The 23,404-nt window shown below is 68.7% G+C and carries 23 protein-coding genes; 11 read left to right on the plus strand and 12 right to left on the minus strand.

Features of this window, described 5'->3' with window-relative positions; all coding sequences use genetic code 11:
- Positions 1–86: 86 nt before the first annotated feature.
- The 5 genes from NUG20_RS14635 to NUG20_RS14655 are packed head-to-tail and all read left to right on the plus strand — an operon-like array spanning position 87 to position 4,722.
- Complete coding sequence (locus tag NUG20_RS14635) at positions 87–1,139, plus strand: sugar phosphate isomerase/epimerase family protein (RefSeq protein WP_263395185.1); 1,053 nt, start codon at positions 87–89, stop codon at positions 1,137–1,139.
- Between the two features lie 27 nt (positions 1,140–1,166).
- Complete coding sequence (locus NUG20_RS14640; RefSeq protein ID WP_263395186.1) at positions 1,167–2,384, plus strand: MFS transporter; 1,218 nt, start codon at positions 1,167–1,169, stop codon at positions 2,382–2,384.
- A 12-nt stretch (positions 2,385–2,396) separates the two neighbouring features.
- A complete protein-coding gene (locus tag NUG20_RS14645) occupies positions 2,397–3,521 on the plus strand; it encodes a Gfo/Idh/MocA family protein (RefSeq protein ID WP_263395187.1) in 1,125 nt (374 codons plus the stop codon).
- Between the two features lie 19 nt (positions 3,522–3,540).
- Complete coding sequence (locus NUG20_RS14650; RefSeq protein ID WP_263395188.1) at positions 3,541–4,407, plus strand: sugar phosphate isomerase/epimerase family protein; 867 nt, start codon at positions 3,541–3,543, stop codon at positions 4,405–4,407.
- Positions 4,408–4,425: 18 nt separating this feature from the next.
- The gene (locus NUG20_RS14655; RefSeq protein ID WP_263395189.1) at positions 4,426–4,722 is read left to right on the plus strand and encodes a c-type cytochrome; all 297 of its coding nucleotides are present in this window, start codon (positions 4,426–4,428) and stop codon (positions 4,720–4,722) included.
- Positions 4,723–4,749: 27 nt separating this feature from the next.
- Here the strand turns inward: NUG20_RS14655 and NUG20_RS14660 are convergent, their stop codons facing one another.
- The 5 genes from NUG20_RS14660 to NUG20_RS14680 all read right to left on the minus strand — a co-directional run bounded on the left by NUG20_RS14660 (position 4,750) and on the right by NUG20_RS14680 (position 9,760).
- Complete coding sequence (locus NUG20_RS14660; RefSeq protein WP_263398491.1) at positions 4,750–5,475, minus strand: 3-keto-disaccharide hydrolase; 726 nt, start codon at positions 5,473–5,475, stop codon at positions 4,750–4,752.
- Between the two features lie 62 nt (positions 5,476–5,537).
- Positions 5,538–6,113 (minus strand): gluconate 2-dehydrogenase subunit 3 family protein, encoded by a 576-nt coding sequence (locus NUG20_RS14665; RefSeq protein ID WP_263395190.1) that lies wholly within the window; start codon positions 6,111–6,113, stop codon positions 5,538–5,540.
- Positions 6,113–7,798, minus strand: a complete 1,686-nt coding sequence (locus NUG20_RS14670) for a GMC oxidoreductase (protein ID WP_263395191.1) — start codon at positions 7,796–7,798, stop codon at positions 6,113–6,115. The genes NUG20_RS14665 and NUG20_RS14670 overlap by 1 nt, the downstream gene beginning before the upstream one ends.
- A 30-nt stretch (positions 7,799–7,828) precedes the next feature.
- Positions 7,829–8,725 carry a hydroxypyruvate isomerase family protein gene (locus NUG20_RS14675; RefSeq protein WP_263395192.1) on the minus strand — a complete coding sequence of 299 codons (897 nt, stop codon included), beginning with the start codon at positions 8,723–8,725 and terminating at the stop codon, positions 7,829–7,831.
- Positions 8,726–9,241: 516 nt separating this feature from the next.
- Positions 9,242–9,760: a single-stranded DNA-binding protein gene (locus NUG20_RS14680; protein ID WP_263395193.1), complete on the minus strand. Its 519-nt coding sequence runs from the start codon at positions 9,758–9,760 to the stop codon at positions 9,242–9,244.
- A 192-nt stretch (positions 9,761–9,952) separates the two neighbouring features.
- Here NUG20_RS14680 and NUG20_RS14685 point away from each other — a divergent pair, with 192 nt between their 5' ends.
- Positions 9,953–10,951: a polyprenyl synthetase family protein gene (locus NUG20_RS14685; protein ID WP_263395194.1), complete on the plus strand. Its 999-nt coding sequence runs from the start codon at positions 9,953–9,955 to the stop codon at positions 10,949–10,951.
- Between the two features lie 220 nt (positions 10,952–11,171).
- Here NUG20_RS14685 and NUG20_RS14690 read toward each other — a convergent pair whose 3' ends face one another.
- The 5 genes from NUG20_RS14690 to NUG20_RS14710 all read right to left on the minus strand — a co-directional run bounded on the left by NUG20_RS14690 (position 11,172) and on the right by NUG20_RS14710 (position 17,992).
- A complete protein-coding gene (locus tag NUG20_RS14690; protein ID WP_263395195.1) occupies positions 11,172–11,969 on the minus strand; it encodes a dienelactone hydrolase family protein in 798 nt (265 codons plus the stop codon).
- Between the two features lie 205 nt (positions 11,970–12,174).
- Positions 12,175–13,608, minus strand: a complete 1,434-nt coding sequence (murD, locus tag NUG20_RS14695) for a UDP-N-acetylmuramoyl-L-alanine--D-glutamate ligase (protein ID WP_263395196.1) — start codon at positions 13,606–13,608, stop codon at positions 12,175–12,177.
- Positions 13,589–14,944, minus strand: a complete 1,356-nt coding sequence (gene murL / locus NUG20_RS14700; RefSeq protein WP_263395197.1) for a UDP-N-acetyl-alpha-D-muramoyl-L-alanyl-L-glutamate epimerase — start codon at positions 14,942–14,944, stop codon at positions 13,589–13,591. Before murL ends, murD begins: the two co-directional genes overlap by 20 nt.
- Positions 14,941–15,399, minus strand: a complete 459-nt coding sequence (locus NUG20_RS14705; protein ID WP_263395198.1) for a hypothetical protein — start codon at positions 15,397–15,399, stop codon at positions 14,941–14,943. Before NUG20_RS14705 ends, murL begins: the two co-directional genes overlap by 4 nt.
- Positions 15,383–17,992: a bifunctional aspartate kinase/diaminopimelate decarboxylase gene (locus NUG20_RS14710; protein ID WP_263395199.1), complete on the minus strand. Its 2,610-nt coding sequence runs from the start codon at positions 17,990–17,992 to the stop codon at positions 15,383–15,385. Before NUG20_RS14710 ends, NUG20_RS14705 begins: the two co-directional genes overlap by 17 nt.
- A 174-nt stretch (positions 17,993–18,166) precedes the next feature.
- Between NUG20_RS14710 and NUG20_RS14715 the strand changes: the two genes are divergently transcribed.
- Positions 18,167–19,042 carry a PhzF family protein gene (locus NUG20_RS14715; RefSeq protein ID WP_263395200.1) on the plus strand — a complete coding sequence of 292 codons (876 nt, stop codon included), beginning with the start codon at positions 18,167–18,169 and terminating at the stop codon, positions 19,040–19,042.
- Positions 19,043–19,164: 122 nt separating this feature from the next.
- On the opposite strand, the gene NUG20_RS14720 is transcribed toward NUG20_RS14715, so the two are convergent.
- Entirely contained in the window at positions 19,165–19,800 is a 636-nt protein-coding gene (locus NUG20_RS14720; protein ID WP_263395201.1) for a glycine zipper 2TM domain-containing protein, read from the minus strand.
- A 267-nt stretch (positions 19,801–20,067) separates the two neighbouring features.
- The gene (locus tag NUG20_RS14725) at positions 20,068–20,499 is read right to left on the minus strand and encodes an OsmC family protein (protein WP_263395202.1); all 432 of its coding nucleotides are present in this window, start codon (positions 20,497–20,499) and stop codon (positions 20,068–20,070) included.
- Between the two features lie 593 nt (positions 20,500–21,092).
- On the opposite strand from NUG20_RS14725, the gene NUG20_RS14730 reads away from it, so the two are divergent.
- From NUG20_RS14730 to NUG20_RS14745, 4 genes are all read left to right on the plus strand, one after another.
- Positions 21,093–21,491, plus strand: a complete 399-nt coding sequence (locus NUG20_RS14730; protein ID WP_263395203.1) for an HU family DNA-binding protein — start codon at positions 21,093–21,095, stop codon at positions 21,489–21,491.
- A 152-nt stretch (positions 21,492–21,643) separates the two neighbouring features.
- Entirely contained in the window at positions 21,644–22,345 is a 702-nt protein-coding gene (locus tag NUG20_RS14735) for a tellurite resistance TerB family protein (RefSeq protein ID WP_263395204.1), read from the plus strand.
- Positions 22,346–22,348: 3 nt separating this feature from the next.
- A complete protein-coding gene (locus tag NUG20_RS14740; RefSeq protein ID WP_263395205.1) occupies positions 22,349–22,909 on the plus strand; it encodes a M23 family metallopeptidase in 561 nt (186 codons plus the stop codon).
- Between the two features lie 107 nt (positions 22,910–23,016).
- On the plus strand, positions 23,017–23,316 hold the full coding sequence (locus tag NUG20_RS14745; RefSeq protein ID WP_263395206.1) for a DUF3861 family protein: 300 nt from the start codon (positions 23,017–23,019) through the stop codon (positions 23,314–23,316).
- Positions 23,317–23,404 lie beyond the last annotated feature (88 nt).

Genomic DNA, 23,404 nt, shown 5'->3' on the forward strand with positions numbered 1-23,404 from the left:
CTTCTTTCTGCTGTGCAGTGCACAACGGCTCTTGCGGAAGCCCCATGCTAGGATAAATGCAATCGATTGCATCGAGGCGAATCACGTTGAAAACGCTCAAGGGTCCAGCGCTGTTCCTGGCGCAGTTCATCGGCGACAACCCTCCCTTCGATCGCTTGGACACGCTGGCCGGGTGGGCTGCGGGCCTGGGCTATTCTGGCGTACAAGTGCCGACCAGCGCGCCCCACCTGTTCGATCTGGCCCAGGCTGCGCAGAGCCAGGCGTATTGCGACGACGTCGCCGGCATGCTGGCCGGGCACGGCCTGCAGATCACCGAGCTGTCCACCCACCTGCAGGGGCAGCTGGTCGCCGTCCACCCCGCCTACGACACCCTGTTCGACGGCTTCGCACCGCCGGACAAGCGCGGCGATCCCGCCGCCCGCCAGGCCTGGGCGGTGGAGCAGCTGCTGTTGGCCGCCAAGGCCAGCCAGCGGCTGGGGCTGACAGCGCATGCCACGTTCTCCGGTGCATTGGCCTGGCCTTACTTCTATCCCTGGCCGCAGCGTCCGCCGGGCCTGGTGGACGAAGCCTTCGCCGAACTCGGCCGCCGCTGGCGCCCCATCCTGGATGCGTTCGACGCCTGCGGCGTGGACCTGTGCTTCGAGATCCACCCGGGCGAGGACCTGCACGACGGCGCGACCTTCGAGCGCTTCCTCGAGGTGGTCGACCATCACCCGCGCGCCAAGATCCTGTACGACCCCAGCCACCTGCTGCTGCAGCAGATGGACTACCTGGGCTTCATCGACCGGTACCACGCGCGCATCGGCATCTTCCACGTCAAGGACGCGGAGTATCGCGCCAGTGCGCGCAGCGGCGTCTATGGCGGTTACCAGGACTGGATCGATCGTCCGGGGCGGTTCCGCTCGCTCGGCGATGGCCAGATCGACTTCAAGGCGATCTTCTCGAAGTTCGCGCAATACGATTTCCCGGGCTGGGCGGTGCTGGAGTGGGAGTGCTGCCTGAAGCATCCGGAAGACGGCGCACGCGAGGGCGCCGCGTTCATCCGCGACCACATCATCCGCGTGACCGAACGCGCCTTCGACGACTTTGCCGACAGCGGCGCCGATCCGGAATCGCTGCGCCGCATGCTGGGGACCTGAGCCAATACCGCCCTGGGAGGGGAAGCCATGACGCACACCATGTCGCGCTTGGGCGCGATGATGTTTCTGCAGTTCTTCATCTGGGGGGCATGGTTCGTGACCCTGGGCACGTACCTGGTGCAGGGTCCCCTGCAGGCCAGCGCGAGCCAGGTGGCGACGGCCTTCCTCAGCCAGTCCATCGGCGCCATCGTGGCGCCGTTCCTGGTCGGCCTGATCGCCGATCGCTACTTCGCGGCGCAGCGCATCCTCGCGGTGCTGCACCTCGCCGGTGCGGTGCTCATGTGGCTGGCGTCCACGGCGACCAGCTTCGGCATGTTCTCCGCCTGCGTCATGGGCTACATGCTGCTGTTCATGCCGACGCTGGCACTGGCCAACAGCGTGGCGATGCGGCACATGCAATCGCCTGAGAAACAATTCCCGCTGGTGCGGGTAGCCGGCAGCGTCGGCTGGATCGTGGCGGGCGTGCTGATCGGCTGGCTGGGCTGGGAACAGGCGCACCGGCTCGAGCTGACCTTCCGGATGGCGGCGCTGGCATCGCTGGCCCTGGGCCTGTATGCCTTCACCCTGCCGCACACGCCGCCGCTGGCGCAACAGCGCGACGCCGGGCTGGGGCAGATGCTGGGGCTGGACTCGCTGCGGCTGCTGAAGTCGCGCTCCTATCTGGTGTTTTTCCTGGCGTCCATCGCCATCTGCATCCCGCTGGCGTTCTACTACAACTTCACCAACCCGTATCTCAACGATCTGGGCGTGCGCGGCGCGGCCGGCCTGCAGTCGCTGGGCCAGGTCTCCGAAGTGCTGCTGATGCTGGCCATGCCGTTCCTGTTCGTGCGGCTGGGGGTCAAGACCATGCTGGCGGTGGGCATGGCCGCGTGGGTAGTGCGCTACGCCATGTTCGCCTTCGGCGATGCGGGCGGCGGCTTCTCCTTGCTGGTGATCGGCATCGTGCTACACGGCATCTGCTACGACTTTTTCTTCGTCACCGGCCAGATCTACACCGATGCGCATGCCGGCCCCGCCGCGCGCAGCAGCGCGCAGGGGTTCATCACCCTGGCCACGTACGGCGTGGGCATGTTGATCGGCACGTTCCTGTCCGGCGCGGTGGTGGAGCACTACACCACGGCGGCCGGCCCGGACTGGCAGCAGATCTGGCTGTTCCCGGCGGGCGTGGCGCTGGTCGTGCTGGTCGCCTTCCTGTTGCTGTTCCGCGACCGGCCAGTCGTCGCGGCCACGCCCTCCACACCCTGAGAACCCCACCCGATGAGCAAGCTTGGAATCGCCATCGTCGGCACCGGCATGATCGGCGCCGTGCACCGGCGCGCAGCGCTGCTGGCCGGTGCCCAGGTCCGCGGCGTCGCCGCCTCTTCCCCGCAACGCGCACGCGAGGTGGCGCAGTCGTGGGACGTCCCACGCGCCTATCGCGACATCGAGGAGGTGGTCGCCGATCCGCAGGTGCAGGTCGTGCACGTCTGCACGCCCAACCATCTGCACCGCGCCATGGCGCAGGCGGCGCTGCAAGCCGGCAAGCACGTGATCTGCGAGAAGCCACTGGCCACCACGTTGCAGGATGCCCAGGCCTTGGCGGCATTGGCCGCCGCGACCGGGCTGGTCGCCACGGTACCCTTCGTCTACCGCTACCACCCGGTGGTCCGCGAGGCACGCGCACGCATCGCGCAGGGCGAACTGGGGCCGCTGCGCCTGATCCACGGCAGCTACCTGCAGGACTGGCTGCTGGACCCCGCCAGCAACAACTGGCGCGTGGACCCGGCACTGGGTGGCGCGTCGCGCGTGTTCGCCGACATCGGCTCGCACTGGTGCGACCTGGTGGAATGGGTCGGCGGCGAGCGGTTCGTCGAGGTCAGCGCGGCGTTCGCCACCGTGATCGCCGAGCGCGGCGCCATCACCGGGCAGAGCTTCACCACGCCGGCGGCGGGCGGCGCAATGCAGGCCGTAGCGAGCGAGGATGTGGCCGCGGCGATGTTCAGAACCGGCGCCGGTACGCTGGCCTCGTTGACGGTCAGCCAGGTCTCGGCGGGACGCCGCAATCGCTTGTGGTTCGAGATCGATGGCGCCAACGCCAGCGTGGCGTTCGACCAGGAGGACGCCGAACGGCTGTGGATCGGCCGGCCCGACCAGCGCGAGGAAATCTTCGTGCGCGGGCCGGGCGCCGGCAGTGCCGAACAACGCCGGCTGGCGGTGCTGCCGGCCGGGCACGCACAGGGCTACGGCGATTGCTTCGAGGCGTTTGTCGCCGACACCTATCGCGCCATCGAAGGCGAGCGGCCGGAAGGCCTGCCCACCTTCGAGGACGGCGTGCGCTCGGCGCTGATCGTCGATCGCGTCATCGCATCGGCCAGGACGCGCGCCTGGACATCCATCGGTTGAATCCCGGGAGAACTTCTTGATGAACACCCCTACACGCAGAACCGCCACTCTCGCACTGCTGCTGCTCGTTGCCCTGCCCGCCTTCGCACGCGACGCCGCTGACCCGCAAACACCCATTGCGGTGCAGATGTACACGCTGCGCGACGCCGGCTCTCTCGACCAACAGTTGAAGATCGTCCACGACGCGGGCGTGGGCGCGGTGGAAACGGTCGGCACGCAGAACGTCAGCGCTGTGGAACTCAAGCGGCTGCTGGACAGGTATGCGATCAAGGCGATCTCGTCGCACGTGCAACTGGCCGAGCTGCGCAAGGATCTGGATAGCGTGGTGGCCTTCAACCGGTCGATCGGCAACACGACGCTGGTGGTGCCCTACCTGGACGAGAAGGACCGGCCGACCGATGCCGCGGGCTGGACCGCATTGGGCAAGGAACTGGGCCAACTCTCGACGCGGGTGCGGGCCAAGGGCATGCATCTGGCCTACCACAACCACGACTTCGAGCTGGTCGACTTCAATGGCAAGACCGGCCTGGAACTGCTGTTCGCAGCGGCCGGCCCCGACCTGCAGACCGAACTGGACCTGGCCTGGGTCGCGCGCGCGGGCTACGACCCGGCGGCGATGCTGGCCAAGTTCAAGGGCCGCATGTTCGCGGTACACGCCAAGGACAATGCACCGAAAGGCCAGGCCGAGGACGAGGGTGGCTTTGCCGCCGTGGGCCGGGGCGTCCTGGACTGGAACGCGATCCTGCCTGCCGCGGCAGGTGCCGGCGTGCGCTGGTACATCATCGAGCACGACCGTCCGCGCGATCCGGCCGCGGTCGTCCAGACCGGTGCCGAGTACCTGCGCGAACACCTGCCCGCCAGCCTGCCCGCCAGCGCACATCGCTAGCACGCGAAGGAGTCACGCTTGAGAACGATCCTGACAGCCGCCTCGGTTCTACTGGGGACGACGCTTGCGACGACGGCGTGGTCCAAGGACGACCCTGCGGCCGGCGCGCAGCTCTACGCAACGAACTGCACGGCCTGCCACGGCGCCGATCGCGCGGGCGTCCCGGGCGCATTCCCCGCGCTCACCGACGTGGGCAAGCGGCTGGAATCGGCGCAAATCAAGGAGAAGATCAGCAAGGGCGGCGGCTTGATGCCGCCCTTTCCCCAGCTGTCGCAACAGGACGTCGACGACATCGCCAGCTTCCTGGCGCAATAGGACGCCGGCACCAGCTACGCGCCGGCGCTACAGCTCGCGCACCCAGATGTTGCGGTAGCTGACCTTGGAATCGTGCTCCTGCAGGGAGATCGGCGCGCACGCATGCGGCGAGTACGACGGCGCGCCGATGTATTCGGTCTTGCCCGCCAGCACGGTGTCGTCCTGCACCAGCACGCCGTTATGCAGGACGGTGATGCGGGCGGGCGAAATGAGCCCGCCCCCCTGCGAGAAGCGCGGCGCCTTCCAGATGATGTCGTAGGCCTGCCACTCGCCCGGCGCACGCGAGGCGTTCACCAGCGGAATGGCCTGCTTGTAGATCGAGCCGGCCTGGCCGTTGGCATAGGTCGTGTTGTTGTAACTGTCGAGCACCTGCAGCTCATACAGGTCCTGCAGGAAGATGCCGCTGTTGCCCCGCTGCTGGCCTTCGAAGCCCCGGGTCGCGGTGGGCGTGCGCCACTCGATATGCAGCTGGATGTCGCAGAAGCGCTGCTTGGTGCGGATGCCCTTGCTCCCCGGCACCACGGTCAGCGCGCCGCCGGCGACGCTCCAGGGCACGCGTCCGCCCTGCTCCGACTCCCAGGCCGAGAGATCCTTGCCACCGAACAGCACGATCGCGTCGGAGGGCGCGCGGCCCGCGGGCGTGGCCACGACCGCGGGCACGGGCTTCCACGCCTCGGTCTTCGCCGGATCGCGCGACGGGTCGCCGCCGGCCTGCGCGAACGCGGGCGCCGCGGCCAGCAGGCAGGCCGCCATCAGGAAGGGGCTGGTCAGGGTGTTCCCGGGGAAGTGGCGCATGGGCGAATCCTCGCGGTCCATCAGTTGGTCGCCCAGGCAGGCGTACCGGGGGCATAGGCCAGGTCGCCGTCGTAGCGACCCGGCACGGCGACGTACTGCAGCACTTCGGTCGCGGCAATCTTCGACGTGAAGAAACTGAAGATGGTCAGCTGCTTGATCATCGTGAAGTAATGCGGCATCGCGCCCGCCACTTTGGCGGTGCCGGTGTCGGCCACTTCGACGACGTGTTTCCTGGCTTCTGCATCCAGGGTGCGCAGCAGCTCGGTGCGCGCCTGCGGCGTGAGCGACACGAAGCGGCCGCCGGCGCGTTTGTCGATCTCGACCAGGCCGGCGCGGAATGCCGCCTGCTGCTTGGCGGTATAGCAATCGGTGACGAATTGCGCCATGAACACGCCTACGCCGGCGTCCTTCGCCCCCGGCGTTTTGGTCCGCGGCAGGATGGTCTCGGCGATCTCGTCCAGCGTGCCGACATCGGCGGCGGAGAAGGCGTGCTTCGCCCCCGCGGCCGGCGCCTGTCCCTGGGCGAGCGCGGGCAGGCCGATCATGGCCGCGCCCGTGGCGGCGAGGATCATCTTCAGCAGTTCGCGGCGTTCCATCACAGGTTCCCCGCTTTCAGCTCGCGCACCGCATGGTCCGCTGCCCGTGCAGTCAGCGCCATGTAGGTCAGCGAGGGATTCACGCAGGCGCTGGAGGTCATGCAGGCGCCGTCGGTGACGTAGACGTTCGGCGCGTCCCAGACCTGGTTGTGCTGGTTCAGCACGGAGTTGCTGCGGTCACGGCCCATGCGCGCGGTGCCCATCTCGTGGATGCCCTTGCCCGGGGCGTAGTCGTCATCGTGCATCTGCACGTCCTTGACCCCGGCGGCCTCCAGCATCTCGGCGGCGTCGGCGGCCATGTCCTTGCGCATGGCCTTTTCGTTCGCGCGCAGGGACACGTCCATCGCCAGCACCGGCAGCCCCCATTTGTCCTTGCGCTGCAGGTCCAGGCGAATCGTATTGTCGTGGTGAGGCAGCATTTCGCCGAATCCGGTCATGCCGATGCGCCAGTCGCCCGGCAGGGTCAGCGCGTCCTTCAGGTCGGCGCCGATGTTCAGCTCGGCGATCTCGCGCGACCACCCGGTGCGGCTGGCGCCGCCCTGGTAGCCGAACCCGCGCAGGTAGCCGCGCTTGTCCGCGGCGACGTTGCGGAAACGGGGAATGTAGAAGCCGCAGGGACGCCGGCCGAAGTAGTACTTGTCGTCGTAGCCCTCGACCCGGCCGGCGGCGCCGGCGCCGAAATGATGGTCCATCACGTTGTGCCCAAGCTCGCCGGACGAAGAGCCCAGCCCGCCTTCCCAGACATCGGTGGCCGAGTTCATCAGCAGCCAGGTCGAGTTGAAGGAGGACGCGTTGAGGAAGATCACGTTGGCCGTGTACTGATAGGTCTGCCCGCTCTCGGCATCGATGATCTCCACGCCCCGCGCACGCTTGCGGTCCTTGTCGTAGAGCACTTCCTTGACGATCGAGAAGGGCCGCAAGGTCAGGTTGCCGGTCTTCATGGCCGCCGGCAGCGTCGCCGACTGGGTCGAGAAGTACGCGCCGTAGGGGCAGCCCAGGATGCACTTGTTGCGATACTGGCAGTTGACGCGACCCTGCTCGACCTTGGGCTCGGTGATGTTGGCGGTGCGCGAGTGGATCAGGTGCCTGGTCCCGCCAAAGGCCTTCTTGATCCGCGCGGCCACGTCCTTCTCGACGATGTTCAACGGGATCGGCGGCAGGAACTCGCCGTCGGGCAACACGTCCAGGCCCTCGCGCGTGCCGGCGATGCCGGCGAACTTCTCCACGTAGTCGTACCAGGGCGCGATGTCGGCGTAACGGATCGGCCAATCGGTGGCGATGCCGTCCTTGAGGTTCGCCTGGAAATCCAGGTCCGACAGGCGATAGCTCTGCCGTCCCCACATCAGCGAGCGACCGCCCACGTGATAGCCGCGGTACCAGTCGAATCGCTTGGTCTCGGTGTAGGGCGATTCCTTTTCGTTGGCCCACATGCCCTGCAGGTTCTCGACCAGGCCGTAGTCGCGCATCAACACCGGATAGTCGGCCTTCATCGCCTGGGTCGGCCGGTTGCGGTGCGGGAAATCCCACGCCTCCTTCATCGCGTTGACGTAGTCCTTGACGTGTTCGATGTTGCGTCCGCGTTCCAGCATCAGGACCTTGAGACCTTTCTCGGTCAGTTCCTTCGCCGCCCAACCGCCACTGATTCCCGAGCCGACGACGATGGCGTCGTAGTGATTGTCTGCCATGGGTTCTACTTCACCTGGGTGGATATCGTTTCAGACGTCGCAGAGGCGGATCGCCTCGCGCAGCGAGCCGACGGGATCCGGCGCCGTAGGAATGAATTCCTGCGCCAGATAGCCATCGAAACCGGTATCGCGGATCGCGCGACAGATGGCGGGATAGTGGAGTTCCTGATCGTCTCCGATCTCGTGCCGGCCAGGCACGCCCGCGGTGTGGTAGTGCTTGAAGAACGCATGATGCTTGCCGATGGTGGCGATGATGTCGCCCTCCATGATCTGCATGTGGTAGATGTCGTACAGCAAGCCGAAATGATCCGAGCCGATCCGCCGACACAGCTCCACGCCCCACGCGGAGTGGTCGCACAGGTAGTCGGGATGATCGACCTTGGAGTTCAGCAGCTCCATCACCAGCACGACGCCGCGCTTCTCGGCATGCCCGAGGATGCGCTTGAGTCCCGCTTCGGCGTGGGCCATGCCTTCCTGGGGATCCATGCCGTTGCGATTGCCGGAAAAACAGATGAGGTTGCGATAGCCGGCGTCGGCCACCAGGTCGATGTGCCGCGTGTAGCGCTCGACCAGCTGGTCGTGGAACTGGCTGCCGGCGAAGCCCTTGTCCAAGCCCATCTCCGCGCCGTTGCACATCGAGCTGTGCACGCCATTCGCCTTCAGCGTGGGCCAATCCGCCGGGCCAACCAGATCGATGGCGGCGAAACCGATACCCTTCACCGTCTGGCAAAGCTGGGCGATCGACTGCTGCGGAAACGTCCAGCGGCAGACGGAATGCTTCAGCTTGCCCTTGAGCGGCGTGGCAGCGGCAAACGCGGGCAGCATGCCCGCAGCGCCCAGGCCAAGGCTCCCGGCGACGGCAACGCGCAGCGCGTCTCGCCTCGTGAACCCAGAGGCCGGCGCCGGTCCGATCGAATGGATAGACATCCGCTTCCCGGCCTCCCAACCGGTTCAAACACTGAGGATTCGCCGCAATGCAATCGATTGCACCATAAAGGAGGCAATCGTTTTTTTGCAAGACGCAGTGCACGAAAAGCCATGCTGCAAAGCACAACACCTTGCGCGCCATCGCTGCATGACGGTATTGGAATTTTGGGCGGCGTACGGAGGTGAGCTACTAGATGTGCAGCGAAAGGCGACTGGAAGCCATGAACCATGGCCTGCCATGCAGGCGAAGCATGGGAAACCGTGGCTCCACGCCGCGTTCGAGCTGGCCGATGGAGTGGGCACTACTCCGAAAGAACTTGCCCGACACGCCATACGGGCACCTGGATTGCGGCTACGTGCTGCATGAGAGCGCCTTTGACACGCACGATGGCAGCCTGCGCGTCTACCCAGGCGATGGCGCCTTGATGCGCTTTTTTCACGGAAATCATTGAGAAAAGAAAAGCCCCGTAAAACGGGGCTCTTCAGATCTCTATCGACACTTGTGGCAGGTGTTGCTCAGAACGGGATGTCGTCGTCCGCGAAATCGTCCATCGGCGCGGACTGCTGCGGCGCCGGCTGCTGGCGGCGCGGGGCGTAGTCCTGACCACCGCCGCCCTGGTTGGGGCGGTCCTGGCGCGGCGGCGCCGAGCGCTGCGGGCGATCGCCGCCCATGCCGGCACCACCGCCAGCGCCGCCTTCGCCGCGGCCGCCGAGCATCTGCATCTCGTCGGCGACGATGTCGGTGGAGTACTTCTCCACGCCGTCCTGGCCGGTGTACTTGTCGTAGCGGATCGAGCCTTCGACGTAGACCGAGCTGCCCTTGCGCAGGTACTCGCCGGCGATCTCGCCGAGCTTGCCGAAGAACACCACGCGGTGCCATTCGGTGCGCTCCTGCTGGTTGCCGTCCTTATCCTTGCGCACGCTGGTGGTGGCCAGGCTGATGCGGGTGATCGCCATGCCGGCCTGGGTGTATTTGGTGTCGGGATCGTTGCCGAGGTTGCCGACGAGGATGACTTTGTTGATGCCGCGGGCCATGGAATTCTTCCGTTCGGGATGGTGAACCCGCTCGGGCGCGGGCATGTCGGATAGGGTCGCCCGCTCGGAAACGGGCACAGACAGTGAATTATACCGGGCTGGCGACGGATATCAGCCTTCTCCTGGTTCAGGCGTCAGGCGAGCCCTCACCGGGGTGGCCTATAATCCCTGCACTCCCCCTAGTCCGACCGCATGAGCCTCGCCGAAGACCTCCGCCCCGCCCTGGGGCTGCCTCAGATCCAGGCGCTGGCCGCGCCCGACATGAGCGCCGCCGATGCCCTGATCCGCCGCCGTCTGGCCTCGGACGTGGTGCTGATCAACCAGATCGCCGAGCACATCGTCTCCGCCGGCGGCAAGCGCCTGCGGCCGATGCTGGTGATGCTGGCCGGGCGCGCCTGCGCCGGCGGCGGGCCGATGCACCACCAGTTGGCGGTGATCGTCGAGTTCATCCATACCTCGACCCTGCTGCACGACGACGTGGTCGACGAGTCGGACCTGCGCCGCGGCCGCAGCACCGCCAACGCGCTGTGGGGCAACGCGCCCAGCGTGCTGGTCGGCGATTTCCTGTACTCGCGCAGCTTTCAGCTGATGGTCGAGCTGGACAGCATGGCGGTGATGCGGCTGCTCGCCGACACCACCAACCGCATCGCCGAGGGCGAAGTGCTGCAGTTGCTGCACGTGCACAACCCGGATACCGACGAGGCCGCCTACCTGCGGGTGATCGAGCGCAAGACCGCGGTGCTGTTCGCCGCCGGCACCCGGCTCGGGGCGTTGGCCTCGGGCGCCTCGGAAGAGGTGCAGCAGCGCCTGTACGACTACGGCATGCACCTGGGCTACGCGTTCCAGATCGCCGACGACGTGCTCGACTACACCGCCGATGCCGCCGACCTGGGCAAGAACCTGGGCGACGACCTGGCCGAAGGCAAGGCCACGCTGCCGCTGATCCACGCGATGGCGCACGCCGACGCTGCCACCCGCCAACGCCTGCGCCACATCGTCGAACAGGGCGATGCGGAGGCGATGCCGGAAGTGCTGTCGGCGATCCAGGCCAGCGGCGGGCTCGACTACAGCCGGCGCCGCGCCGCCGAATACGCCGCCGCCGCCGAACGTGCGCTGGACGGCCTGCCGGAAAGCGAAGCCCTGGCCGCGCTGCGCGGACTGGCCCGCTACGCGATCGAACGCAGGCACTGATCCGGCGTGCTGTGCGCGCCGGACGGGATGACCAGCCATTCGGCTGTGGAAAGCCGGGATTAGGGAGTGGGGATTCGCAGAAGCAGCTTGGTAGCGTTCTGCCGAGTTCGACAGCCGAACGGCTGTCAGCGCACATCCCTGACCACAATCCTGGGTGGGTGACTCGCTGGAAGGCGGGATACGCTTTTGCGAATCCCGAATCCCGAATCACCAATCCCGGCTACTCACCAAACCGCTCCTCGAAGAAGTCGTGCAGCATGCGATAGGCACGCTTGGCCGCGCGCGGGTTGTACTGGCAGCCCGGCGGGCTGTTCGCGTCGGCCTCGGCGAAGCAATGCACGGCGCCGCTGAAGTTGACGAACTGCCAGTCGGCACCGGCGCCGTTCATCTCCTGCTCGAAGGCGGCGATGTCGTCGCGGCTCACGCTCTTGTCGTCGGCGCCGTTGAGCACCAGCAGCGGCGACTTCGCGCTGCCCGCGGCTGCCGGCAACGGCGTGGACAGGCCACCGTGCAGGCTGACCACGCCGGCCAGCGGCGCGCCGGCGCGGACCAGTTCCAGCACCGTGGTGCCGCCGAAGCAGAAACCGACCGCGCCGATCCGCGACGCGTCCAGCGGCGCCTTGCCGGCCTGCGCCTTGAGCACTTCGATCGCCTTCAAGGCGCGTGCGCGCAGCGTCGCCGGATCCTTCTTCAGCGCACCGGCGAACTGCCCGGCCTCGGTGTCGTTGGCCGGGCGCTTGCCCTTGCCGTAGACGTCGGCCAGCAGCACCACGTAGTCGTCGCCGGCCAGCTGTTTGGCCTTGTCGATCGCCGACGCGTTGACCCCGCGCCAGTTCGGCACCATCACCAGGCCGGGACGCTTGTCGCTGTCGGCATCGTCGTAGACCAGTACGCCACTGAAACTGTCCTTGCCGACCTTCCATTCCACCGGCTTGGCCTGCATCGCGGCCAGCGCCGGCAGCGGCAGCGCCAAGGCCAGGCCCAGCACGCCGATCCACCGCATCGAACGAGTGCGCATCGCGTCTCTCCCATTGGGACCAGCCGGCAGTCTACTGTGGGAGCGACTTCAGTCGCGACGGGCTTTATCGGTAATGCCCGTCGCGACTGATGACCCGAGGCCACCCGGAGTCGCTCCCATAGACCAACATCATCTCGATCGAGGTGCTCCAGGCACGGCGCCTGGCAAGCCGCGCGCATACCGGCCCGATCCAGGCGCAACCAGCTCAGGCGATCCCCAGGCCCGGGATCGCGCTGATCGCCTCCGGGTCGAACCCGGCCAGTTCGGCGAAATGGCGGCCGCGCGCCACGTAGTCGCGGTAGGCGCCGAAGCTCGGCGCCCCCGGCGACAGCAGCACCACGCCGCCGCCCTCGCCCAACGCGTCGCGCGCCAACGCCACCGCCGCCGGCAGATCCGCCGCGGCGTGCAGCCCAAAGCCGCCGCCGGCAGCCAGCGGCGCCAGCAGCGCGTGGATGCGCGGGCCGTTGCCGCCCATGGTGACGATCTCCAGCGGCGCGCCGTGGCGCATCGCCGCGGCGAAGTCCTGCCAGTCCAGGCCGCGGTCGTGACCGCCGACCAGCAGCGCGATGCGGCGTCCGCGGAAGCAGTCCAGCGCCGCCAGCGTGGCGTGCGGGGTGGTGCTGATCGAATCGTTGACGTAGGCGATGCCGTCGCGCTCGCCCAGGGTCTGCAGCCGGTTCGGCAACGGCCGGAAATCCGCCGCGGCCGGCGCCAGCGCCGCCGCGTCCAGGCCCAGCGCCTCGATCGCCGCCAGCACCGCGCACAGGTTGCCGCGGTTGTGCCGGCCCGGCAGCGGCACCCGCGCGCTGTCGAACACCGCCACGTCGCCGCGGTGCACGACATCGCCGCGCATGTGCCAGCCGTCTTCGCGATTGAACCAGCGCACCTCGCTGTCGGGCAGCGCCAACGCCGCCAGCTGCGGATCGGCGGCATTGAGCAGCGCGATGCGCGGCCGCGCCTGGGTCACCAGCGCCAGCTTGTCTTCGACGTAGCGCTGCTGGCTGCCGTGCCAGTCCAGATGTTCCGGGAACAGGTTCAGCACCAGCGCCAGCTGCGGCCGCGCGCCACTGCGCGCGACGTCGCCGGTCTGGTAGCTGGACAGCTCGATCGCCCAGTACTGCGGCGGCTGCGGCGGCGCCAGCACTTCCAGCAGCGGCAGGCCGATGTTGCCGACCAGGCCGGTGCGGTGGCCGCCGGCACGCAGCAGATGCGCCAGCAGCGCGGTGCTGGTGCTCTTGCCCTTGGTACCGGTGATGCAGACGCTGCCCGGCACCACGCCGTTGGCATCCGCGTGCTCGGCGAACCACAGCGACGTGCCGCCGAGGAAGCGCGTCCCGCGCGCCGCGGCGGCCTGCGCCTCAGGCCGATACGGACTGATCCCCGGCGACTTGATCACCACGTCGAACGCCGCCAGGCGCTCGGCGCTGGCTTCGGTTTCCACCTGCAACTCGGAATCGTGCAACGCCGCGACCTCGGCGGCTTCGTCAGCCGAGCAGAACACCGTTAGCGGCAGCGCTGCTATCGAGTCCCGAGTGCCGAGTCCCGAGTCCCGCGCGCGCAACGCGCGATATGCCGCCCGCCCCTCGCGCCCCCAGCCCCACAGCGCGACCCGCAGGCCCTCAAGCTGCGAAATTCGCACGCACGCGTTCCCACAGTTCGGCCGGGACGCGGTGCTGCGTGTCCAGCGTCAGCAACGGCTCCACGCGCAGGTCGCCGGCGTCCAGCTGCGGCTGGATCTCGCGGATGAAGCGCGCCACCAGCGCGTCTTCCTTCCATTCGGCGCGCGCGGCCAGCGTGGCCATCGCCGCGCGCGATTCGCGGCCCTCGCCGACGCATTCGAACGGCTTGTGGTCCTGGAACTCCAGCAGCGCGTCGAAGCCCGGCGCCTGCGCCGCGTCGTCGAGCAGGTTGCGACCGAAGATCCGTACCAGCCGCGTCTTCGGCATGAACGGCGCCAGCGCCAGGAACACGAAATGGCACTTCGGGCAGACCCCGCACCAGCGGTGCGCCGGGCGTTCGCCGAGGATGTGGAAATTGCGGTTGCAGCTGGAGAAATGCGCGTCGTAGTGGTCGTTCTTGGCGAACTGCCGCGCCACCGCCAGCTCCGACAGCGGGCGCAGCAACGAGTAGTAGCGCAGGTCCGCGGCCACGTAACGCTGCACGTGGGCGCCGAACGCCTGCTCGAATGCCCAGCCCTTGGACCATTGGTGGTTGACCTCGCCGGTTCCGGCGATCTGGCTGCCGTAGCTGGCCGAATGCTCGTTGGAGAACACCACCTGGCCGGCGTCGTGCAGCAGCGCGGCGAACACCAGGATCGCCGAGTTCACCGCGGTCACCGGGATATGCCCGTTCCACGCGCCCTGCCGGTTCAGTTCGAACAGCTCCGGCGCCAGCGCGCGGCCGATGTTCAGGGTCGGCAGCGCGGTGCGCTCGGCGCAGGCGCGGATCAGCTGCGAACCGCCGATCCAGGCCACGGTCTGCTCCACGCCGGCCGCGCGCAGCGCCTCGATGCTGACCAGCGAATCCTTGCCGCCGCCGATCGCGACCAAGGCATGCGTGCGCAGGCCGAGCGCCGCAGCGTCCTGCTCGTTGCCTGCGTTCGCCGGAAAACGGATCCGCTCGCGCAGATCCAGCCCGTTGCGGTAGGCGAACTCGCCCAGCCCGTGCAGGTACACGCTGTCCAGCAGCGCGGCGGTCTCGGCGTCGATCGCGTAGTCGTCGATGGCGATGCGCGGCGGCACCGCGGCCTTGTAGTAGCTGACCCCAGCGATCAGGTGCAGCAGGCGCAGCGCGCGCTGCACCGCCTGCGCGCGCTGCGCATCCAATACGAACGGCGCGCCGGGCACGGTGATCGTCTCCACCAGCTCCGGGCCCTGGTCGAAGGCATAGACCAGGTGCGCGACGCCGCTGTCGGCGTCGAACGCGCAGCGCACGAAGCGGAAGGTGGTGATCTGTTGTTTGTCGAAAGCGGTCATGGACTACCTGCAAGAACGCGCGTGCGACGCAAGTAGCGTCGGCACAGGAAAAATTCGATCATGGAAAACGGCAACGCCGCCCATAGCCATGGCAGGCAGCCGAACAGGAGCGCCAGCGGAAACAGCTCCCAGTTCGAACTCCCGTGCGTGGCATCGGCGGACGCCGCGAACACCACCACGAGATATAACGTCAGCGCCGGCACATAACTGCATGCACCCAGCAGCACCGTGCGCAATGCCATCGCGCCCGCACGGCCGGCAGGCCACCGGCCTTGCCAGCGCCACGCCAACCATGCGCCCGCCCCTGCTGCGATCAGCGCAGGCAGCAGCCATTTGAGGCTGTCGGCCCACTGCAACGGCAGGCTCGTGCCCGCCTGATCGGCCGCGGTGGCCAACATCATCGCCGCGCCGCCGGCGACGGCACTGAGCGCGATGAACTCAGTCTGCAGGCGCATCGATCACGTCCTCCCGCGGCAGCTCGCGCTGGTTGTAGGTGCTGGCCATCGCGTAACCGTAGGCGCCGGCGTCGGCGATCAGCATCACGTCGTCCGCCGCGGTGGCGGCCGGCAGCCGGCGGCGCCTGCCGAACACGTCGCTGGATTCGCAGATCGGGCCGACCACGTCGAACACCGCATCGGCGTCGCGGTCCAGGCGGCTGAGGTTGGCGACGTCGTGCCAGGCGTCGTACAGCGCCGGGCGCACCAGCGCGTTCATGCCCGCGTCCAGGCCGACCCGGCGGATGCCGTCCTTGTCGATCACCTGGGTGGCGCGCGTCAGCAGCACGCCGCACTCGGCGACCAGGTAGCGGCCCGGCTCGACCGCCAGGCGGAACGCCGGATGCACCGCCTTGACCTCGGCCAGGCCCTGCGCCCAGGCGTCCAGGTCGAACGGCTCATCGTCGGCGCTGTACGCGATCGGCAGGCCACCGCCGATGTCGATGACTTCCACGCTGCCGATGCGGCGCGCGAAGCCGGCCAGCTCGTCGCACATGCGCCGCCAGTGCTGCGCGGTCTCCACGCCGCTGCCCAGGTGCGCGTGCACGCCAACGATGCGGATGTCCAGGGTGCGCGCGACCTCGACGAATTCGTCCACCCGCGTGGCAGACAGCCCGAACTTGGACGCCTTGCCGCCGGTGTTGACCTTCTCGTGGTGGCCGTCGCCGTGGCCCAGGTCGATGCGCAGCCACAGGCTGCGGCCGCGGAACAGCTCCGGCCAGCGCTGCAGCAGTTCGACGTTGTCGACGGTGACGGTCACGCCCAGCGCGAACGCGGCTTCGTATTCGGCCTTCGGCGCGAAGCTGGGCGTGAACAGCACGCGCCGCGGCGACAGCTCCGGCAAGGTGTCGAACACCCGGCGCAGTTCGCCGTGCGACACGCATTCCAGGCCGAAGTCTTCGGCGACCAGCGCCTCCAGGATCGCCGGATGCGAATTGGCCTTGATCGCGTAGTAGCGCTGGTCGATCGGCGCGATCGCCTTGAGCGCGCGGGCACGCTCGCGCAAGGTCGGCAGATGGTAGACATAGCGCGGCGTGCCGGCCTGCGCCAGGCGCAGCAGGTGTTCGCGCTCGGCGTGCCACCACGGCGTCGGCCGCGCACGCACGCTGCCGGTGATCTCGCGCCAGCGCGGTCCGAACACCTCGGTCTCCTCCACCGGCATCGCACCGCTGTCGATCAGCTCGGCATGCAGGATCGGCAGCAGGCCCTCGGCATCGGCCTCGTCGATGACGAAGGTCAGGTTCAGGTCGTTGGACGACTGCGAGATCATGTGCACGCGCTCCTTGCCGAACGTGGCCCACACGTCCGAGAGCTTGTGCAGCAGCGAACGCATGCCGCGCCCGACCAGGGTGATCGCCGCGCACGGCACGATGATCTTGACCCGGCAGATCTCCGCCAGGTCGGCCGACAGCGCCGCCAGCACGTCGGTATTGACCAGGTTCTCGCTCGGGTCCAGCGACACGGTGACGTTGGTCTCGGCCGAGCCGATCAGGTCCACCGACAGGCCGTGCTTGGCGAAGCGCGCGAACACGTCGGCCAGGAAGCCGACCTGCTGCCACATGCCGATGCCTTCCATCGACACCAGCACGATACCGTTGCGGCGGCTGATCGCCTTGACCCCGGGCACGGTGCGCGCGTTGCCGTCGATGCTGGTGCCGGGCAGCTCGGGGCGCTCGGTGTCCAGGATCGCCATCGGCACGCCGCCGTCGCGGCACGGCTTGATCGAGCGCGGGTGCAGCACCTTGGCGCCGGTGGTGGCGATTTCCTGCGCCTCGTAATAGTCCAGCCGGGTCAGCAGACGCGCGTCCGGCACTTCGCGCGGGTTGGCGCTGAACATGCCCGGCACGTCGGTCCAGATCTCCACCCGGCTGGCGCCGAGCAGCGCGCCGAAGTAGGCCGCCGAGGTGTCCGAGCCGCCGCGGCCGAGGATCGCGGTGCCGCCGTCCTGATGCCGGGAGATGAAGCCCTGGGTGATCAGCATCCGCGCCGGCTGGGCGACGAAGCGCTCGCGCCAGGCGGCGTCGGATTGCCACTGGCAGGACACCGACAGGCGCTTGGACCACTCGCTCTGGTTCGGCTGCGGCGGCAGCGCGTCCAGCCACTGGCGCGCATCCATCCAGCCGACATCCAGGCCGCTGGCGCGCAGGTAGGCCGCGCCCAGCGTCGAGGACAGCAACTCGCCCTGGCCCAGCACCTCTGCCTGCCAGTCCAGCGCGCGGGCCGCCGCGCGCGGGTCGTCCAGTAAGCCGCGCAGCGCCGCCAAGCGTTCGCCGAGCACGGCCTCCGCATCCAGCTCCAGTTCGCCCAGGAACTCGCGGTGGCGCTGCTCCAGCGCGGCCACGCGCTGCGCGCCGTCGGTGCTGCCGTCGGCGATCGCGGTCAACTCATTGGTCACCCCCGACAGCGCCGACACCACCACCAGCACCCGCGCGCCGGTCTCGTCGGCGCGTTTTTTCGCCAGCGTTCCGATCGTGTCCCAGCGATGACGACGCGACACCGAGGTGCCGCCGAACTTGAGGACGATCCAACGATCGACGTGGGGGGAAGATGACATTTCGTGTGTGGGGTCTGGTGGAGGGAAAGAGGCCCGGAACGCCGGGCGGAACCTGCGATTCTATGTCATGCGCAACGCTCCTGCGCCTGCCGGGAACGCCCGTTGCGCGCCGATGTCCAGCGTGCGTGCGCCCTCCATTGCTAAGCTGCGCTCCCCCGCACCCGAGCCCCAGCCATGACCGCGCGCCGTTTCCTGCAACTGGATGTGTTCTCCCCGCGCCCCGGCGCCGGCAACCCGCTGGCGGTGGTGCTGGACGCGCAGGGCCTGGACGACGCCGCGATGCAGGCGATCGCGCGCTGGACGCGGCTGCCTGAGACCACCTTCGTGTTCCCGGCCACGCAGCCGGGCGCCAGCTACGGCATCCGCATGTTCAGTCCGCACAAGGAGGTGCCGTTCGCGGGCCACCCCAGCGTCGGCACCGCGCACGCGGTGCTGGAGGTCGGCATCGCCGCGCCCCGCGACGGCCTGCTGGTGCAGGAAGGCATCGCCGGGCTGCTGCCGCTGCGCGTGGACGTGGCCGACGGCGTGCGCAGCATCGCGATCCGCACCCCGCGCGCACAGGTCGCGGAGATCGCCGCCGCCGATCCGCGCCTGGCCGCCGCGCTGGCCGGCTGGACGCTGGGCGCACAACCGCCGGTGCGCATGGATGGCGGCCGCTGCTGGTGGCTGGTCGAGATCGCCGACGAAGCCGCACTGCGCGGCCTGGCGCCGGACTGGGAGGCGATCGCCGCGCTGGCCGAAAGCACCGCCAGCATGGGCGTGTTCGCCTACGCCCGGGCCGACGGCCGCGCCTACGACCTGGCGGTACGCGCGTTCGTCGGCAACGGCCGCCGCTTCGAGGACGCCGCGTCGGGCGCCGCCAACGCGGTGCTCGCGGCATGGCTGGACCATCGCGCCGTGCTGCCCGGCCACGGCGGCCGTTACGTGGTCAGCCAGGGCCGCGAGGTCGGCCACGACGCCTTGCTGACGCTGCGCGTGGACGACGCGGGCGAGGTCTGGTCGGGCGGCCAGGTGCAGACCGTCATCGACGGCCATATCGACTGGCGCTGAGCCGATGGGAAAGGCCGCCAGTCTGCAGCGGCAGGCATGGCGGCCTTTGGAGCGTCGGCCGCGACCTCGCGATGGTCGCGGCAGACTGGAGAGCGACGCCTCCGGCGAGGCGTCTTGGCCGATCAGTCGGGCAGCACGTCGACGCGGACCCGGATACGGTCGCCCGGACGCTGCGCGCTGCGGGTGTGGTAATAGCGGCCGCCGTATTCGTAAGTCACGTCGTAGCCGTCCACCCGGTCGTAGCTTTCGCTGCGGTACGCGACCGGTTCGCAGACGCTGACCGAGCCGGTCTGCACGGTGGTGCGGGCGTTGCTGTCGTAGATCGAACGGCCGGCCAGGCCGCCGACCATGGTGCCGACCGCGGTGCCGACGAAACGGCCGTTGCCGCCGCCGACGCGGCTGCCCAGCAACGCGCCGGCGATGCCGCCGACCACCGTGGCCGCGCTGCGCCCGCCGTCGGTGCCGCGGTAACCGTCGCCGCCGTAACCACTGTTGTAGTAGCCGTCGCCGCGGTAGCCGTTCTCGACATAGCCGCCGGAGGCCGGACGCTCATAGCAGCGCTCGGTGGTCTCGCGCGGGCCGCGCACCGGCACGATGATCGGATCGGCGCGCACCACGCGGGCGTAATCGTAGGTGCCGCTGCCAGAATAGCCGCGGTCGCGATAGTCGTCGTAGCGGCCGTAATCCTGCGCGGCGGCGGAGCCGACCACGCCCACGGCGAGCGCGGCGGTCAGAACACGGGTCGAGAGCTTGTTCATGTCGAAGATTCCAGGCGCGTGGATCGCGCAACCGCATGCTCGGTCCGCGCCGGTGAAACACGACTGAATTGGAACCGGCGCGCGGCGACTGTTTAGCGCGGCGACAGCTGACGCTTGAACGCAACGCGCGATGCCCTTGCGCACGCCGCGACTGGAACCGTTCCCATGGCAGCGACGGGGAGCCACCGCGCCTGCGGTAGCGCAGGCGCGGCGCGATGCCGCTTCGAAAAACGCCCGGCGAGCGCCGGGCCGGAATGCTCGAAATGCTCAGCCCAGTTCTGCTTCCAGGCTGATCGGCACGGCGCTCAGCGCCTTGGACACCGGGCAGTTCTGCTTGGCGTCGTCGGCGATGGCGCGGAACTGCGCCGCCTCGATGTTCGGCACTACCGCCTTGACCTTGAGCCGGATCTGCGACAACTGCGGGCCGCCGTCCATCGACAGGTCGACCTCCGCGCGCGTGTCCAGCGAGGTCGGCGGGAAGCCGGCGTCGCTCAGCTTGGCCGACAGCGCCATGGTGAAGCAGCCGGCATGCGCGGCGGCGATCAGTTCTTCCGGGTTGGTGCCCTTCTCGTCGCCGAAGCGGCTGCTGAAGGCGTAACGGGCATTTTCCAGCAGCCCGCTCTGCGGCGTGCTCAGCTGGCCCTTGCCGGTCTTGAGGTCGCCTTCCCAATGCGCGGTGGCGTGACGCGAAATGCCCATGCGGTACTCCTGTCGGTGGATGAGGCGGGCACCATAAGGCAGAACGCGTTACGGCCTTGTGCGGCGCAGCGCGCCGAACCCCGGGCACGCATCGGTCAACTCCCGCACAAATGCCCTCCGCTCCGCTGCCGGTTCGTGCCTGCGCGCAAAAGCATGCAGACCTGCTGTGCGCCTATCACCCCTCCCCGCTCGCGGCACGCGTGCATACAGCGACCACGCCGACCGCGCTGAAGCCTCGATCGCAATCGCACGCACCGCGCCATCGAACAGGACAGCCAACGACAGACCCGGTTGCCGAGCGCTGGAAAGGACGCCACGCATCCCGATGTCCGGCATCGCCAAGCGGCTCCTGCAGCGTTACGGCAGCCCAAGATCGCGGCGCGAACAGGCGGATCGAGGCGGACCTTGCGGCGGTGCATCGCCGCTTTTCCGGGCGAAAGCCGCCCGGCGAGGCAAAAAAAACCCGGCATGTAGCTTTTTTCCGTGTTTTTTGCCGTTTGCCTATTGGCGCGGCGTAGCACATGCCCTACATTTCGCCATGCCGACGGGGTCGGCGCGACCCAACCACCAATCGTTTACGGAACCAGGACATCATGGCAAAGACCGCGAAAAAGGCTGCCCCGAAAAAGGCAGCGAAGAAAGTAGCCACCAAGACCGCCGCCAAGCCGGCCGCTCCCAAGCCGATCAAGGAAGCCCTGAGCAAGTCGGCCCTGGTCGCCCACATCGTCGAAGCCAGCGGCGTCGTCGCCAAGGACGTACGCGCGGTGATGGCCTCGCTCGAGCAGGCCGTGGCCGGTTCGGTCAGCAAGAAGGGCGCCGGTTCGTTCACCCTGCCAGGCCTGCTCAAGATCACCGCCGTCAGCGTGCCGGCCAAGCCGAAGCGCAAGGGCATCAACCCGTTCACCAAGGAAGAGCAGTGGTTCGCCGCCAAGCCGGCCACCACCAAGCTGAAGGTGCGCCCGCTGAAGAAGCTCAAGGACGCCGCGCTCTGAGCAGCGACGCCTGATCCAGGCAAGCACACCCGACGAGACGGCCCACGCCGTCTCGTTTTTTTTGCGCGCTCGCCGCCGCCAGCGGCGGGATTGACAGGCCGCTAAGGCGGCGCCCGCTATATCTGCGCCTCCCATCGACAGGAAATGCGTGCATGAAGCTACAGGGCTTTCTCGACCAACTGCTGCAATCGGCGCAGGGCGCCGCCGGCCAGGCCATGGCCAAGACCGGTGCGTCCGCCACCACAGGCTCCCCCGCCAAGGGCGGCGGCCTCGGCGGCATGCTCAATGCCGACTTCGGCAAGGGCGCCCTGAGCGGCGGCGCGCTCGGCCTGCTGCTGGGCAAGAACCGCACCACGCGCAAGCTGGCCACCTACGGCGGCCTGGCCGCGCTCGGGGTGATGGCCTACCGCGCATACGGCGACTACAAGCGCCAGCAGCTCGGCGCCGTCGCGCCGGAAGAACCGCAGACGCTGGACCGGCTGCCGCCGCTGGAAGTGGAACAGCATAGCCAGGCCATCCTGCGCGCGCTGGTCGCCGCGGCCAAAGCCGATGGCCATATCGACACGCGCGAGCGCGAATTGATCGAAGGCGAGTTCACCCGCCTCAACGGCGACGAGGAGGTGCAGCGCTGGCTGCATGCGGAACTGGAGAAGCCGTTGGATCCGGCCGAGGTGGCGCAGGGCGCGACGACGCCGGAAATCGCCTCGGAGATGTACCTGGCCAGCCTGCTCGCCGCCGACGAACAAAGCTTCATGGAGCGCAGCTACCTGGACGAACTGGCGCGCCAGCTCGGCATCGACGACGGACTGAAGCAGCACCTGCAACGACAGGCCGCGACCCAGGGCGACCAGTAAGCGATGACGGCGGCGCCCTCGCCCGCGCGGCGGCTGCGCCGCTGGCTGCTGCGCGTCGCGATGCTGGCCTGCATCGCGCTCGCGCTGGCCTGGGCCTGGCGGCAGCCGTGGGCGCTGCGCGCGCGGGTCGGCTGGGAATTGGCGCGACAGCCGCCACCGAGCGCCCTGCACATGCCGGTGCAAGGCGTGGACCCGCGCCGCGTCGCGGCCACGTTCGGCGCACCGCGCGGCCGCGATCGACAGCACGCCGGCGTAGACATCTTCGCCAAACGCGGTACGCCGGTGCTGTCCGCCACCCGCGGCATCGTGGTCGCAGTCATGGACCGCGGCCTCGGCGGCCGCCAGGTCTGGGTGATGGGGCCGGCCCGGCAACGCCACTATTACGCGCACCTGCAGGAGTGGGCGCCCGGCCTGCAGGTCGGCGACCTGGTCGAGGCCGGCGACTCGCTCGGCAGCGTCGGCGACAGCGGCAATGCACGCGGCACGCCGCCGCACCTGCACTACGGGGTCTACGCCGAGGGCGGCGCCTACGATCCACTGCCGCTGTTGCGCGCAGCGCACTGAACCGGTCACGGAACAAGCCGCTGGAACAGAGCGTCGCGGCCATCCCTCTCGTGGCGACGGCGGACCGCGCCTATCTTGGGTTCACCACCCGCCCCCTGCGCACGCCCATGACCGCCCCCCAACGCTACCGCATCACCGTCACGCCGATCGAGGCCGACGGGCTGCAATGCCACGGCCGCTGCACCATCGAATTCGAGGCCCGCTGCCGGCAGGACTGGATGCGCCTGCTCGAGGCGGCGCAGCGCCATCCCGGGCTGCACGGCGACGAACGCGCCGCGCTGACCGTCGGCACGCAACTGCTGCGCGGGTTGAGCGAGCGCAGCGACAGCGAGGCCCAAGCGCTGCTGGCACCGCTGCGTCCGTCGCTGGACGCGATCCTGGCGCGGCTGGCGCCAACCGTCGCATGACGGACCCTGCCCGCGCGTGCCAACTCTTGCCTGACCAGGTTCGCCAGGCTGGCAGCAGTGCGCGGACGCCCCGGCTCGACGCTTGCCG

This window comes from Xanthomonas sp. CFBP 8443, assembly GCF_025666195.1.
GTDB lineage: Bacteria > Pseudomonadota > Gammaproteobacteria > Xanthomonadales > Xanthomonadaceae > Xanthomonas_A.